The following is a 14,835-nucleotide window of genomic DNA, read 5'->3' as shown; positions in this document are numbered from 1 at the left end:
TTTATTAACACATAAATAAAACAAACATCATGCAGCCAAACTTAAAGCACCTTCATCAAAGCGCCATTGAGTATTTAAACCAAGGTAATATACAACGTGCCCATAAAGCCCTCGTTGAATTAGTAACGCAAAAAAATGACTTTGCTGATGGCTACTTTTTACTGGCCATGGTTAATTTACGCGTAGGGCAAATTCACAAAGCCATAAAGCTAATAGAAAAAGCCCTTAGCCTTGGTAAAAGCATTGAATACAGCGCGCAGCTTGCAAAGTGTTACGCATTAACAGGTGAGCTTACCAAAGCCAAAAACACCGCTTTAGCGATACCCGTTGAGCAAATAAAAAAGAGTCTTGATGCAGACACCCTAGGTGTAGCGCTTACACAAGCAGGCCTGCACAAAGAGGCACTAAACTACTTTAACTGCGCTATTGAACTGGCTAACCATGCAAATAAACAGCAACCACAGTTTTATTATAATTTAGGGGTAAGCGCTAAATTTTTAGGCCAATTTGAACAAGCCAAAAATGCCTTTGAAAGCGCCATTGCGCTAAACCCACTTCACCATGCAAGCCATTTCGCATTAAGCGACTTAACCAAAGCCACACAACAAAATAATCATATAGCGCGCTTAAAAAACGTGTTTAAGCAAGTAACACACCCCGATGCAAAATTACACATTGGCCACGCACTTGCAAAAGAGTACCAAGACATAGGCAAGTTTGATGATGCATTTAACAGCCTAGAGCAAGGAAAAGCCACTAAACGCGCTATGCAGCCTTTTGATCATAAAAGCTCAGCCGCATTATTTGCACACATTAAACATTTAAGTGAGCAGAATAAACACGCGCTAACACACGGCAACCCAACGCAAGAGCCTATTTTTGTATTAGGTATGCCCCGCTCTGGCACCACATTGGTTGAGCGTATTTTATCGAGCCACAGCGATGTACAATCAGCCGGTGAATTACAAGACTTTGGCCTAAGCGTTAAAAAATTAAGCCAAACTCAAACACCGCATGTACTCGATACTCAAACACTCACTAAAGCTTACGAGCTTGATTTTAATCAGCTTGGGACAACGTATTTAAACTCCACTCGCGTAACCACCGGCAGCCATAAGCACTTTATAGATAAACTCCCGTTTAACTTTTTTTATATCGACTTAATAACCAAAGCCCTACCAAACGCTAAAATTATTTGTATGCTGCGCGACCCAATGGACACCTGCATTGGTAACTACCGCCAGCTATTTACCATTAATAACCCCTACTACGCATACTCGCTCGATTTACTCGACACCGCCAAATTTTATAGCCGCTTTTACAAACTCATGCAGCACTTTAGCGCCCTGCATAGCAATATAAAATTAGTAAAATACGAAGAACTAGTCGCCCAGCCCGAGCAGCAAATTAAAGAGTTAGTCAGCTTTTGTAATTTAGAGTGGCAAGCACAGTGTATAGACTTTCACTTAAACACCGCGCCGGTCTCTACGGCTAGTAAAGTACAAGTACGCCAACCACTTAACAACAAAGCAATTGGGCGTTGGAAGGCGTTTAAGCCCCATACTAATGCAGCAGTGGAGTACCTTTTAAGCCAAGGTATTAGTGTTGAATGAGCGTTTTATTTTGAGCAGGGCAGAATCCAAATAAGTGACTTGTGTAAGTGTAGGTCGGATAAGCGAAGCGCCATCCGACACAGTAAAATACCTTGCCAATTATTATCAATTTTTTATGTTGTCGAGTGACTGGAGAGTGCCATAAGCGGACGTTAGTAACCTTAGACTCTTGTTATATTTACGTTTAAACAGCACTGTCTTTTGAAAGCAAATGTGACAAAAATAGTGGCAGTAAACTATCAATTAATTGAGAATTGCTTACGCTAGTTTTATTGAGCAAAACCCAACCATCAGTTCCCATAACTTCGATGGATTTAATGTTGATATTTTCAATTTCAGGTTTTTCTGAACACCAATAACCTGATATGCGAAAGCTCCCAAAGTCTGTATTTAAACGACTAATGTTGAAAAACTGCATCAAACCTCTTTGTAAATATTACGCCCAGCTTAAGCGGACAAAAATAATGGGCTAAAAATTACTGAGGAACGAAACATAGCCCACTGTTTTTGTCCGATTTTAAATTCTTCTTAGCTTACGGTTGCACCAATAACAGCAGCACTTTTCACCGCTAAATCCAAATAGCGCTCGGCTTCTGATTGAGAAATAGCAAAATCTGGTAAGTGGCTAGCTTTATTACGTATTTGTCTTAGTTGATTAATTAGCTCAATGCTTTCAGGTGAAAACTTACCTGATGCAGATAAATTATCTAGAATCATTTTCGGATTAGTTCTTTTAAGCGCAGCGCCAGATGTTAGACTGTTTTTCATTGCAGCAGTTTCTATAAGTGTCCATGCTTCGACAACTGCCGCTCTTGGTGAAACATCTGCAATACGAAGCAATTGCTCTTTCTGGCTTAAGTCAGCATCCGACACTTCAACTTTAGGCTTTTTGATACTTTCTGCACTTTTCTCAGCTTCACTTAGGCTTTTCCCAAAGCTGGCTTCCACATCTTTATATTTAAAAGATGAAACTCGCCCTAATAGTTGGCGGACTTCAGATCTAAAAATATAAGAAATCCAAATTACAGCGGAAGGCCATGCTAAAGCTTTAATCAATTCTACAAAGTGTTCCATAATTTCCTCAGTAAACTAATGCCGCCTTAAGCGGTGAGTAACAGTATGCTAAAATGTGAAACGAAGTGGAACCGAGCAAACTATTACGGATCCAACTTTAAGGTTTTATTCACTTTACCAACTCTTAAATGGGATTTTTGATGTTCTTACATTAACATCATTGAAATCAGCTGATTTGAGCAACATAGACACTGAACTAGCGCAATTATGTGAACTTGCGTTAGGACCAACAATAACTTCACCAATAGCATCTTTAGAGAAACTTAAAATAGATAATGTAATGTATGGAACCAAATGACTAATTCCTGCTCGAAAATTGATTGAACAGGCAGGGTTTTCAGCGGTAATTCTCCATTCAGATTCTTCATGAAAGCCAGCGTCTTTAAACAATGGGGCTAACTTGTTTATTGAATTACACAAATTATTTAAAGCTGTATCTGCTTGTTTTCTTCCATCACCTTCTGTGACATATTGTTTATAATTTAACTCATGTTCTACTCTGCCTTTGCTATCAAAAGCATCATAATCTTGTCTACTAACATAAGGCTTAGGAAATTCAGCTTGGCATTGTTTAATCAACGCGCTCATCTTTTGAAACTGCTCTTCCCTATTGTATATACACTTATTCAAATTCAAGCCATTCTCTATACAAAACTTCTCTAAAATTTCACTTTTAAACCCAATACATACGCCTCTTCCTGGTGGGCAATAACCTCTCCACTGACTTAATAAATCAGGTTTTTCGCTGAACGATGAAACATAAACATCATTATGTTTCATCTCATCTAAAGCTTTACGCATAGAAAATCCGAATGGTGATAAATAATCATCATCTATATAAATCTCATTAGACAATAAAATTGGAGCATTTAGAGCATGAATATATTCAGTAGAGTCATTCAAGTATTTACAGTGACTAGCCCAAAGACTATTACCATTGATAATTCCAATTAGTCCATCAAGACTCGTATAGTGATAAAGCATCTGTACTCCTTGTAAAGCTAACAACTTATTGAACACCGTTTTGGTAGTTTATAACACACCAAAATGGCGTATATTACATACTCTGATAATTTCACCAATAATTCCCTTTGTAAACATGTAATTAAAACAGCTAGGAATCAAGCATGTCAATTTGTCTCAGAAAGGCGGTTAATAATGTTATTGGACAAAATTAGATTTCTACTCAAAGCACTAGAATAAATTTAACTTTTCCAATGACCGCTTCTCGCTCTTAGCGGCCCTTTAAAAACTTAATTTAGTTAGCTTGAGCACCCCACCACAACGCTTATTTACTTTTGTGTCGGTTCAACTGCAAATAATGTCGATTCAGATAAACATTAATGAAGCTGGTTAAAAAACTCGCTAAATTCCTTATCAACAAAACGCCAAATACCTATTTATTGATAAGGAATATAGTCATGAACATTATTACAAAAACAGTTATAGCACTGAGTTTAGCAAGCCACTTTAGTGCGCACGCCATTGACCTGCGGGTCGATAACATTCGTTTATACCAAAGCAGTTCGCAAAGCTTTTCTGCGCCGAGTTCGCTGTATATTGATGATGGTAAAATAGTAAGCATTACTAAAGCGACTGACCAACGACAAAACGCCGATAAAACTATTAACGCCAACAACCAATATGCAATACCTGGCTTAATTGATTTACATGTACATTTGGGTTCATCGGGCAGTAACTTTACTGAGTTTCAGTATTTGCCGGTTCAATCGCACTTTAATTCTAATTTGTATTTAGGCGTAACAAACATTGTTGATTTGTTTTCGTTTGAGCAAACCCTAAACGAAGCCGCTCAATTAAAAGAAGCCCAACTAACCCCTAACCTTTTTTATGCAGGTACATTGTTTACTAACCCTGGCGGGCATGGCACGCAGTTTGGCGGTCACGCATACGAAATTGCAAAAGATGAAGACATAGCAGCACTATGGCAAAAACATATAAGCACTAATCCACATGTAACTAAAGCGGTTATTGAAACCTTTGGCGGTGTGGGTAAATCGTTAACTGATAGCCAATTAAGCGAGCTAGGTAAACGCTCTAAAGCGGCTAATTTACCGTATTTTGTGCATGTTTCTACACTAAACGATGCTAAACGCGCTATTAAAGCCGGTGCAACGGCTCTAGCCCACGGTATTAATAGCGAAGCGATTGACGATGAATTTATTACGCTAATGAAACAACATAATGTAACCTATATTCCTACCCTTGCGGTGTATCATAACCATAGCGATGAAAAGCATAACCATACTATTAGCTCACAAAGCGAGTTACTAAAAACCATTCCCGAAAAGCTTCAAGGGTGTTTGTTTGAAAACGTGCCTGCACCTTCAAAATGGAAAGAGCACGCGTGGGTGGAGCGTAAAACCGCTTATGGAAATATACAAAAGCTACATAAAGCTAATATAACTATTGGTACAGGCTCTGATGCCGGAAACCCTTACACGCTGCACGGTACTGGGTTACACAACGAGCTAGATGCCCTTAAAAAAGCAGGCTTAACAAATGGTGAAATAATTAATGCAGCCACTGTTAACGGCGCAAAAGCGATTAATAAAGCCGAGAGCATTGGCAAGCTGGCTAATGGCTTTGAGGCAAGCTTTGTAATGCTTAAGCAAAACCCGCTTGATGATATAAACCACATTCACACCATATCAGAGGTTTACAAATCAGGTATACAAGTAGACCGCCCAGCCTTAATTGCTCAAAACAAAGCCATAAAGCCCCAAGGCCCCGCTTGTAATGAAGAAGTTAAAAGCAGCCAAGCGCAACATGTTATTGATGATTTTGCCGGTGATACACCATGGCAGGCCTTGAGCGACTCGGTAATGGGTGGTCAGTCTGTGGCAACACTTACCACAAATAAAAACAGCTTAACTATTGATACAACCATTACAAAGCCAACCAGCTTTGGCGCATGGGCAGGCGCTGAAATAAAATTTACATCGCCGGCTGATGCCTCTGCATTTAAAGGTATTCGACTAACATATAAAGGTTCAAGTACGCCTTTTGCCTTGTCTGTTTATCATAATGATGTAAAAGATTGGGATCACTTTAGTGTACTTTTAAAACCGCGCGATGAGTGGACAACGCTTGATATTCCTTTCACTACATTTAAACAATTTGGCTTTGGTAGCCCCGTTACGTGGTCGGCCACTCAATTAACTGGAGTAAACCTAATGTGGCGTAAAATGCCAGGCGCAAGCAATGAACCATTAAAAAACACACTACAAATCAAGGAGCTAACTTACTTTTAAAAGAGTAGCAGTCAAAACACAAACTCTTTGGGTTTTGACTGTTTTTTGTTATGGTTTAATCAATTACAAAAAGAAGCACCTATTATGCTCAAACATCCTTTTTATAAATACAGCTTTTTTATTTTACTTGTTGTAGATATTGCTTATGCCCTTGGGCTTATAATTGCTAACTCTGCGCCCTTTACTGCGGGTAGTGCACTCGCTGCTACCGTGTGGTTTGTTACTTTTTACTGGGTTCCTGTTTGGAGTGCGGCAGCGGTTATTTTTTATCTGCGCAATAAACACATTAACAAAATAGCGTTTGAATGGTTAATTGTCGTTGTATTTATGGCACTTGGTAATGTGCTTACCGATACAGTACTCACACAGCTTTTTGATGGGCACAAATCGATGGGGGTGTTTGTTGTTTTTAACGGCTTACTTTGGGGCTCGTGTATTTACTTTACCAGTATTTTTATTGAAAACAAAAAACGCGCAACAGCCGAAAAACACGCGCTTAAACAAGCCCAACTTGCTACATTGCGCTACCAACTAAACCCACATTTTATGTTTAATAGCTTAAATACAATTTCGGCTTATATTCATACAAACCCTGATTTAGCCGATGAAGTACTGCATGAACTGGCTGATATTTTAAGGTACTCCCTCGACACGGCAGAGCAACAACAAATACCTTTACAGCAAGAGCTTACAATAATAGAAAAGTACCTAAATATTGAAAAAGCCCGCTTTGGCGATAAACTCAAAGTTAATTACCACATTCCCAATACGCTTAAAAACATATCGCTGCCCCCGCTACTTATTCAACCAATTATTGAAAACGCCATTAAACATAACGCCAAACAAACGTCGTTAATACTTAATATAACGCTTAGTGAGCTACCTAACGGCGTTAAAATACAAATTAGCGATAACGGTAAGGGTTTGTCGAGCGAGGTAATAAAACACGGCCATGGCAGTGGTGTAGGAATGAAAAACATACTAAAACGCGTTAAGCAACTTGGTAAAAGTAAGGTACTACTGAGCAATAATAATGGTGCAGTGGTTACGTTGGAGCTAACACTATGAGCAGCAAAAACCAGCCAAATACAGTAACTAAAATGCGCGTATTATTTGCCGATGACGAGCTTCCCGCTCGCGAAAAATTAAGCCATCAATTGAGTTTAATGGAGCATGTTGAAGTAGTGGGTATGGCCACAAATGGCAAAGAGGCCATATCATTAATTAATGAGCTAACTCCGGATGTGGTATTACTTGATATACAAATGCCTGAAATTAATGGCTTAGAGCTTATTGATTTACTTAACTACCAGCCCATTATTATTTATACAACCGCGTATGACCAATTTGCAATTGAAGCTTTTGAGCACGCCTCAACTGACTACTTACTCAAGCCTTTTCCTATTGCTCGATTAAAAAAAGCTCTCGCCAAAGCGCAGCAACAACTAGAGCAACAACGTGCACATACGCTAGTCAATCACGAACCCAACGAGCAAACGTTTACATTAACCAAAAACACTATAAATAAGCTCATTAGTAAAAACGGTGAACGTATATTTTTACTCTCCCCAAGTGACATTAAATTTATTAAATCGGAGCAAGGCAATAGTTTGGCGTGGAATGGCGATACATTTCATCATTTAAGCGATACGCTCGATCAGCTCGAACTTGCTTTAGCAGAACATAATTTTGTACGAATTCATCGAAGCTATTTGGTTAACGTTGACCACATTAAAGAAATACAGCGTTGGTTTAACGGCAAGCTAATGGTGATTGTAAATGATGATATAAAATCTGAACTAAGCACCAGCAGAGCCGGTGCCGATAAACTAAAGCAATTGCTACATATTTAACTTATCTAAAAACATGTTACTGATCATTACTGGTATACACACTTAAAATAGGAAACGTATGCTCAGCAAACGATACCGTTACCGACTGTGTTTGATTGCCTTTAAAGCCTAATTTAAATTCACTTGGTGTTAGCCTGCTGCCATCTGCAAACAGCGCTAACACGTGTTCTTGATTAAGCTCTCGCTTGCCAGAGGCTAAATTAGTAAGGGTAATAACCGCCCAACGCTCTCCTATTTTGTTGCTCATAAGTACATAGTTTGCAATAGAAAAGTCAGACTTTTTAGGCGTTATATTATTATCGTTTGGAAACGACAAGTGCATGCTATTTGGTATGGCTCGGTCAACGTTTAGTACATTATTTTGCGCTGCACACACATTGGCGCAAAGTACCAATAAAAATAAAAAGCTAACGACAATTTTTGCCACAATTAAACGTCCTTTTAAATCTCGAATTTTGCATGCTTGATTGAAATTTATACTCGCAGTTTTTACCTATTATGTAAACACTCTATTAAACGCTCAGCAAACTAACTAAGCGCTCATTCAGTGACACCCCATTAGTATTAATACTTTGCGGCACGTTAATAAACACATGGTTATTAAACAGGAGTAAATTACATGGCAACCACACCTAAAAAGTTACATGAGCTTAGTAATGCGCAATCGGCTTTATTAAACCCTGAGCACAGCATTCAAGTACGAGGCGCGCGTGTTCATAACTTAAAAAATGTGGATGTAAACTTGCCCCGTAATTCACTTGTTGTTTTTACTGGTATATCGGGCTCGGGTAAATCATCGCTCGCCTTTGGAACATTATTTGCCGAATCACAGCATCGTTATCTTGATTCGGTATCGCCTTATGCGCGCAGGTTAATAGACCAAGTAGATGAGCCCGATGTAGATTCGATTGAAGGGCTGCCACCCGCAGTAGCACTACAACAACAGCGTGGAGCACCCTCGGTACGCTCATCGGTGGGTAGCGTGACCACTATTTCTAACGCGCTGCGAATGCTTTACTCACGCGCGGGCGAATACCCCAAAGGGCAAGGTATACTGTATGCAGATGCATTTTCGCCTAACACGCCACAAGGTGCCTGCCCAGAGTGCCATGGTATTGGCCGTGTATTTAACGTAACCGAAGAGCTGTTAGTGCCCGATCCGACTAAATCAATTAAAGAGCGCGCCATTGCAGCATGGCCGCCAGCTTGGCAAGGTAAAAACCTAAGCCGTATTCTTACCTCGTTAGGTTACGATATTAATAAACCGTGGAATACCCTGCCTAAAAAAGCCCGTGATTGGATTTTGTTTACCGACGACACGCCCACAGTGCCCGTGTTTCCCGAGTACACGCTTGAGCAAACCCAAGCGGCTATTAAAAATGAAGAAAGCCCAAGCTACATGGGTACATTTATAAGTGCTAAACGCTTTGTTTTACAATCATTTGCCAGTACCCAAAGCCCACGCACAAAAAAGCGCGTGTCGCAGTATATGCAAATATCACAATGCCCACAGTGCGAAGGCAAAAAACTTAAAAAAGAGTCGTTATCGGTTAAAGTAGCAGGCCTTGATATAGGCGAAATTTCGCAGTTAACACTTGGCGAGCTGGCAGAAAAACTCAGCATTGCTGCCAATAACCCCGCTAAAAGTAACGCAGCCACCCCCGAAAAAACCATTGTGGCAAAGCGCATCACAAGCGACATTATCAAACGCGTAGAAGCACTCACTAAGCTTGGTTTAGGGTATTTATCGCTTGAGCGTACGACGCCATCGTTATCAGCTGGGGAATTACAACGCTTACGGCTTGCAACGCAAATTCGCTCAAAATTATTTGGTGTTGTGTACGTGCTAGATGAACCTTCGGCAGGTTTACACCCAGCCGATACGCAAGCACTTTTAAGCGCCCTAGATGAGCTAATAGCGGCTGGTAACTCAGTATTTGTGGTGGAGCATGATACAAGTGTAATTCGCCACGCCGATTGGGTGGTTGATGTAGGGCCAAATGCGGGTTCGCATGGCGGTAATATTGTTTACAGCGGCCCAGTTGAAGGCTTAGAGCAAGTGAGCAACTCACATACAAGTCAGCATCTTTTTAAACATAACAATAACGCAAAGCCAAATCATCAAACACAACGTACGCCAGCAGCCTGGCTTAAGCTAAGTGGTATTGAGCGTAACAATTTACACAACATCAGTGCCGAATTTCCGCTTGGGGTTATTACAAGTGTTACGGGGGTTTCTGGCTCAGGTAAATCAAGCTTAGTAAGCCAAGCCTTAGTCGAGCTTATTCAAGATGCTTTAGGACAAAAAACGCCGCCGCCAATGCCTACCGATGAAGCCGACTTGCTTGATCAAGAACTCCAAACACCAACCCATGGCAAAATAACCGAGGGCCTTGAGCATATAAAGCGCCTAATAACGGTTGATCAAAAAGCCATTGGCCGCACGCCTCGCTCAAACCTTGCTACTTACACTGGTTTGTTCGATCACGTACGTAAATTGTTTGCCAATACTAAAGAGGCAAAGGCGCGTAAATACGATGCAGGTCGTTTTTCGTTTAATGTGAAAAAAGGCCGCTGCGACAACTGCGAAGGCGTAGGCTTTGTAAGCGTGGAGCTGTTATTTTTACCAAGCGTGTATTCGCCTTGCCCTGTGTGTAACGCCAAGCGCTACAACCAAAAAACACTCGACATTACCTATAAAGATAAAACCATTGCCGATGTGCTTAATTTAACGGTGGAGTCAGCGCATACATTTTTTGCCGATGAACCCGCTATTTTACGTGCGCTAAATGCGCTCTTACAAGTAGGCCTTGGCTATTTACGTTTAGGACAACCGGCTACTGAGCTTTCGGGCGGAGAGGCCCAGCGCATAAAGCTTGCCACAGAGCTGCAACGTGCACAGCGCGGCGATACGCTGTATATTTTAGATGAACCAACCACCGGCCTACACCCAAAAGATGTAGCCATGTTGATGGCGCAGTTAAATGGCTTAGTTGATGCGGGCAACACCGTTATTATGGTTGAACACGATATGCAAGTAGCCAGTAACAGCGATTGGGTTATTGATATTGGCCTAGGAGCGGGGGACGAAGGTGGCTTAATTGTTGCTCAAGGTAAACCAGAAGATGTGGCTCAATCTAAGCATAGCCGCACGGCAACGTTTTTAAAAAGCGCACTTTAGCTTTTTAAAAACCGCTCTAATTTAGGTTTTACGGTAACCGACATAACAAGCATTAATGTTAAACCAATGGGTAGCGCGGCTAATAACCCCTCTACCCACGCGGTATAAAATAAGCGCATATTGGCAAAACCTATATTGTTAGTAGCGGTTACAAACGCCATTAGCGACTCCATGGTAAGCGCCATAAAAACACTAATCACTAAATTGCGTTTTAGCTCACTTGCTTTTGGTAATAACTTAGCCACCAAGGTATTCATAAGGGCTGTCATTGCTAACCCCACAGGAGCCATAACCAACACCGCACTTAAAAACGAGATAAACCAATCCATATAAAAATGCTCAGTCATACCTACATTTGTGTAAGTCATAATACCTGTTAAGCTGCCGCCTACAAAAACAATAATACTTACCATCGCCATTATTTTATAAGTGATCGGTGTTTTTTTAGGCTCTACGAGCGCAGAATTTACTAAAGTAGGCGTATTCATTAAACAGGTATTTCTCTTAAAATAGATGACAAAATCAACTATATCAAATTAATTGATAATATCAACTGTTATTTAATTACCCTAATGCCAGCCATATGCCTACTAGCACCATAAGGCTGCCTGCAATTCGGTTCATCCATTTTATATTATCACCACGGCTTAAAAATAAACGTAGGCTTTTACCGCCTGTGGCGTACGCTAACATGCAAATAAATTCGCTTATCATAATAACTAAAACAAGCACTAACAGTTGCGGGGCGAGTGCGTGTTCAACGCTAATAAATGGCGGTAGTAAAGAGATCATAAACGCCCAGCCCTTTGGATTAGCAATGGCAGTTACAAAGCCTTGCGTAAATAGCGACTGGCGACTTACATCATGCGGTTTTTGTGTATCAATCGACATTTTACCTTTTGCGCGCCACATATTTATACCTATATAAATTAAGTATGCACCGCCTACCCATTTTAAAATATCGAACGCATTAGGGTAATTTAGCATTACGCTTGCAACACCTAATACCGCAGCAATAGCAACACTTGCGACCCCTAACAGCTCACCTATCATCATCCATAATGTGCGCCTTACACCTATGCTCATACCTAATGTCATGGCAAGGGTCATACACATACCCGGTGTGATAGATACAAAAAAGAAGGTAGGAATAAAAACGGCAAGCGCTGCAACATCAATCATTTTTTCTCTCTATATTAAAAGCAAAAAACGCGGCTAAAGTAGCCGCGCTATTGGTTACCTATTATCTACTATTGTTCAGTACTTGCCACTGGCTGAGTAATGACCTCTACTGGCTTTGCGGTATCACTTAATAAATACTTATCTAGCCATTGCTCTTGTTCCCACAGTACATGCAATAAGCTTTTACGTGCGCGGTAGCCATGTGCCTCGTAAGGGAGCATTACTAAGCGAGCGTCTTTACCTAAGCCTTTTAGGGCGGCGTACATGCGCTCACTTTGCATTGGGAAAGTTCCAGAATTAGGATCTTCTTTGCCGTGGATCATTAGCATTGGCTCGTTAATTTTTTCAGCATGGAAAAACGGCGACATGTTTGCGTACACACTTTGTGCTTGCCAAAAATCACGCTCTTCACCCTGAAAACCAAACGGCGTTAAGGTACGGTTGTAAGCACCACTGCGAGCAATACCGGTTTTAAATAAATCGCTATGCGCTAATAGGTTTGCCACCATAAATGCACCGTACGAGTGCCCTGCTATAGCAATGTTGTTTTTATCGGCAATGCCTTTTTTAACCAGCACATCAACCGCAGCTTTCGCACTTGAAACTAGCTGCTTTCTAAAGTTATCGTTTGGCTCGCTGCCATCAATACCTACAATAGGCATTTTAGGGTCGTCAAATACGGCAATACCTTTAGCAAGGTAAGGCATAGGGCCCCAATAGCCAATGTAAGTAAATTCGTATGGCGATTCGCGCACTTGTGATGCTACGGCTTTATCTTTGTATTCAAGTGGGTACGCCCACATAAGTACAGGTAACGGGCCTTGGGTTACATCGTAACCTGGTGGTAAATAAAGCGTGCCCGAAAGCTCAACCCCGTCATCGCGTTTATAACGTAATTGCTCTTTTGTAACCCCTTTAAATGCAGGGTACGGATGAGCAAAATTAGTAAGCTGCGTAAGAGTATCGTTATCTAAATCACGAATAAAAAAGTTAGGTTGCTCGGTTTTAGACTCTCGCACAGTTATAAAGCGCTCGCCTTCGTCGTCAAGCAATGCACGAACACGCTCGTAGTATGGCGCTTGTGATTGCCATAAACGCTTGCTGCTATTCGTTTTTACATCGTACTGGTCTAAAAACGGAATATTACCTTGCTCAGACGCGCCGTTACCGCGCAGATACATATAACGCCCGCCAACAATTTTAATAACGTTGGCGCCTAAATCGTTACGCTCGTATATAAAGCTACCTAGGTTTTTATACGCATCGTTATAGCTTCGCTCAGAAAAAAGCACACGGTTTTTATCTGCATTGCGTGGCTGAATAACATACGTACGCACTTGGCGGTCGCTAAAGCGCCAGTCGCTAAGCATGGCAATATTTTGATTACCCCAAACTATACCAGCATAGCGGCGCTCTACTTTAGCAAACAGTTTTGGCTCGCGTTTAAACGGCGCGCGTAGGCTATAAATATAATCATGGTGCTTAACATCGGTTTTCATGTCGCCGCCATCTTGCGCTTCGGCCCAAATAACTTCTGCGCCTTGATCCGCGCGCCATTCAAAATCGCGGCGGCCGGTGCGAACACTGTCATAGCCTTGTGGAATGTTATCGGCAAGCGGTTGTTTTACAAGCTCAGCTAATGCGTAACCGCGCATTCCCCATATTTGCCAAGTGCTGGCAAAACGGCTGTACGGTACTTGATACGAAAACGGCTCGTTTATCGCAGCAACTAATATATTGGTTGAATCTGGCGATACCGAAAACGATTTAAATAATGCAGGGCTGCCAATGGCTTGTGTATTGCCATCAAGCGTTACGTAAGCTAATTGCCCTTGGCCGTAAAATTTAAACTGTGCTTCGTCAAACGGGCTGGTTAATAAGTTTTGATAGGTACGCGCTGGGGCTTTTTCGCCTGTACTTTGTTGTATTACAGGCACTACATTTTGACTGCTGTTTTTTAACGCGGGTTTACCTATATTAACCGCTAAATTTGCAACCAGTGCGCTGCTATCGGGTAGCCATTGGTAAGGCGTAGCGGTAATAACCGAGTTAAGCGCTGCATTTGAGAGCATTTTCGCTTGCTTTGTCTCTACACTGTAAAGCCATAAATTTGCTTGGTTTTGTTGCTCTACAACAAACGCTAAATATTTACTGTTAGATGACCATTTAGGCGAGCGAATAATACCGTTTGGTAAATTATTAATATTAATAACGGTGCCGCTTTGCACATGCTTAAGCTCAAGCGCGCTGTATTTAGCGCTAACACGCGAGCGTGAAAAGTTAGCAGGGTTAAGCTTTATACCCGCAAGTTTAAGCTCATCTTTAGCAAGCTCGTCAAGCGTCTCTACGCGCTTACGCTCAAATAAAGCAAGCCATTGGCCATCGCTAGATAAAAAACTAGTGGGTGCTAATTTGGCATCTACCACAGCGGCTAGCTCAGGCGAAGGTGTTTGATAACCTTGCTCAGCATAGCTGTTTGGCATTATTACAACACAACAAATAAAGGCAACTAACAGCCTAAATGCGTTCATGTTTTTATCCTTTTGTTATTTTTAAGATTATAAAAGGTATATAAACATGTTTTGCTCTGTTCATAAAGCATTAAGCTTTAAATTACAGGGCTAAAAGATGACTTAAACGCATTATATACGCTACAC

12 protein-coding genes are annotated in these 14,835 nt (G+C 41.1%); 5 read left to right on the top strand and 7 right to left on the bottom strand.

Annotation, left to right across the window (positions count from 1 at the left end):
• Positions 1–29: 29 nt before the first annotated feature.
• Entirely contained in the window at positions 30–1,613 is a 1,584-nt protein-coding gene (locus B4F91_RS17330; RefSeq protein ID WP_286936992.1) for a tetratricopeptide repeat-containing sulfotransferase family protein, read from the top strand.
• 184 nt (positions 1,614–1,797) lie between these two features.
• On the opposite strand, the gene B4F91_RS17325 is transcribed toward B4F91_RS17330, so the two are convergent.
• The 3 genes from B4F91_RS17325 to B4F91_RS17315 form a co-directional block, all read right to left on the bottom strand.
• Entirely contained in the window at positions 1,798–2,031 is a 234-nt protein-coding gene (locus B4F91_RS17325; protein WP_286936994.1) for a hypothetical protein, read from the bottom strand.
• A 110-nt stretch (positions 2,032–2,141) separates the two neighbouring features.
• Positions 2,142–2,687 (bottom strand): hypothetical protein, encoded by a 546-nt coding sequence (locus tag B4F91_RS17320; protein WP_286936995.1) that lies wholly within the window; start codon positions 2,685–2,687, stop codon positions 2,142–2,144.
• Between the two features lie 114 nt (positions 2,688–2,801).
• The gene (locus tag B4F91_RS17315) at positions 2,802–3,671 is read right to left on the bottom strand and encodes a DUF2971 domain-containing protein (RefSeq protein ID WP_286936997.1); all 870 of its coding nucleotides are present in this window, start codon (positions 3,669–3,671) and stop codon (positions 2,802–2,804) included.
• 437 nt (positions 3,672–4,108) lie between these two features.
• Between B4F91_RS17315 and B4F91_RS17310 the strand changes: the two genes are divergently transcribed.
• From B4F91_RS17310 to B4F91_RS17300, 3 genes are read left to right on the top strand one after another with little or no spacing between them, the layout of a single operon-like run.
• Positions 4,109–5,962: a CIA30 family protein gene (locus tag B4F91_RS17310; protein WP_288636108.1), complete on the top strand. Its 1,854-nt coding sequence runs from the start codon at positions 4,109–4,111 to the stop codon at positions 5,960–5,962.
• Between the two features lie 27 nt (positions 5,963–5,989).
• Positions 5,990–7,030 carry a sensor histidine kinase gene (locus tag B4F91_RS17305; RefSeq protein ID WP_348689199.1) on the top strand — a complete coding sequence of 347 codons (1,041 nt, stop codon included), beginning with the start codon at positions 5,990–5,992 and terminating at the stop codon, positions 7,028–7,030.
• Positions 7,027–7,815, top strand: coding sequence for a LytR/AlgR family response regulator transcription factor (locus tag B4F91_RS17300; protein ID WP_288636105.1), 789 nt, complete (start codon positions 7,027–7,029; stop codon positions 7,813–7,815). Before B4F91_RS17305 ends, B4F91_RS17300 begins: the two co-directional genes overlap by 4 nt.
• A 16-nt stretch (positions 7,816–7,831) precedes the next feature.
• Here the strand turns inward: B4F91_RS17300 and B4F91_RS17295 are convergent, their stop codons facing one another.
• Positions 7,832–8,242, bottom strand: a complete 411-nt coding sequence (locus tag B4F91_RS17295; RefSeq protein WP_024032740.1) for a hypothetical protein — start codon at positions 8,240–8,242, stop codon at positions 7,832–7,834.
• A gap of 192 nt (positions 8,243–8,434) precedes the next feature.
• Here B4F91_RS17295 and uvrA point away from each other — a divergent pair, with 192 nt between their 5' ends.
• Positions 8,435–10,996, top strand: coding sequence for an excinuclease ABC subunit UvrA (uvrA, locus tag B4F91_RS17290; protein WP_288636104.1), 2,562 nt, complete (start codon positions 8,435–8,437; stop codon positions 10,994–10,996).
• Here uvrA and B4F91_RS17285 read toward each other — a convergent pair.
• From B4F91_RS17285 to B4F91_RS17275, 3 genes are all read right to left on the bottom strand, one after another.
• The gene (locus B4F91_RS17285) at positions 10,993–11,484 is read right to left on the bottom strand and encodes a DUF2798 domain-containing protein (protein WP_286937025.1); all 492 of its coding nucleotides are present in this window, start codon (positions 11,482–11,484) and stop codon (positions 10,993–10,995) included. The genes uvrA and B4F91_RS17285 overlap by 4 nt on opposite strands.
• 76 nt (positions 11,485–11,560) lie before the next feature.
• Entirely contained in the window at positions 11,561–12,178 is a 618-nt protein-coding gene (locus B4F91_RS17280; RefSeq protein WP_064387054.1) for a LysE family translocator, read from the bottom strand.
• Positions 12,179–12,246: 68 nt separating this feature from the next.
• Positions 12,247–14,709: a S9 family peptidase gene (locus tag B4F91_RS17275; RefSeq protein ID WP_286937024.1), complete on the bottom strand. Its 2,463-nt coding sequence runs from the start codon at positions 14,707–14,709 to the stop codon at positions 12,247–12,249.
• Positions 14,710–14,835 lie beyond the last annotated feature (126 nt).

The sequence above is a fragment of the Pseudoalteromonas sp. UBA6610 genome (assembly GCF_002433295.1).
GTDB lineage: Bacteria > Pseudomonadota > Gammaproteobacteria > Enterobacterales > Alteromonadaceae > Pseudoalteromonas > Pseudoalteromonas atlantica.
This window is presented reverse-complemented; position numbering and strand designations above follow the sequence as displayed.

Bases quoted from the DNA above. Each gene is read 5' to 3' on its own strand.
- B4F91_RS17325 (WP_286936994.1), bottom strand. From the start codon at position 2,031: ATGCAGTTTTTCAACATTAGTCGTTTAAATACAGACTTTGGGAGCTTT.
- B4F91_RS17300 (WP_288636105.1), top strand. From the start codon at position 7,027: ATGAGCAGCAAAAACCAGCCAAATACAGTAACTAAAATGCGCGTATTA.
- B4F91_RS17285 (WP_286937025.1), bottom strand. From the start codon at position 11,484: ATGAATACGCCTACTTTAGTAAATTCTGCGCTCGTAGAGCCTAAAAAA.
- B4F91_RS17280 (WP_064387054.1), bottom strand. From the start codon at position 12,178: ATGATTGATGTTGCAGCGCTTGCCGTTTTTATTCCTACCTTCTTTTTT.
- B4F91_RS17330 (WP_286936992.1), top strand. From the start codon at position 30: ATGCAGCCAAACTTAAAGCACCTTCATCAAAGCGCCATTGAGTATTTA.
- B4F91_RS17320 (WP_286936995.1), bottom strand. From the start codon at position 2,687: ATGGAACACTTTGTAGAATTGATTAAAGCTTTAGCATGGCCTTCCGCT.
- B4F91_RS17275 (WP_286937024.1), bottom strand. From the start codon at position 14,709: ATGAACGCATTTAGGCTGTTAGTTGCCTTTATTTGTTGTGTTGTAATA.
- B4F91_RS17310 (WP_288636108.1), top strand. From the start codon at position 4,109: ATGAACATTATTACAAAAACAGTTATAGCACTGAGTTTAGCAAGCCAC.
- B4F91_RS17315 (WP_286936997.1), bottom strand. From the start codon at position 3,671: ATGCTTTATCACTATACGAGTCTTGATGGACTAATTGGAATTATCAAT.
- uvrA (WP_288636104.1), top strand. From the start codon at position 8,435: ATGGCAACCACACCTAAAAAGTTACATGAGCTTAGTAATGCGCAATCG.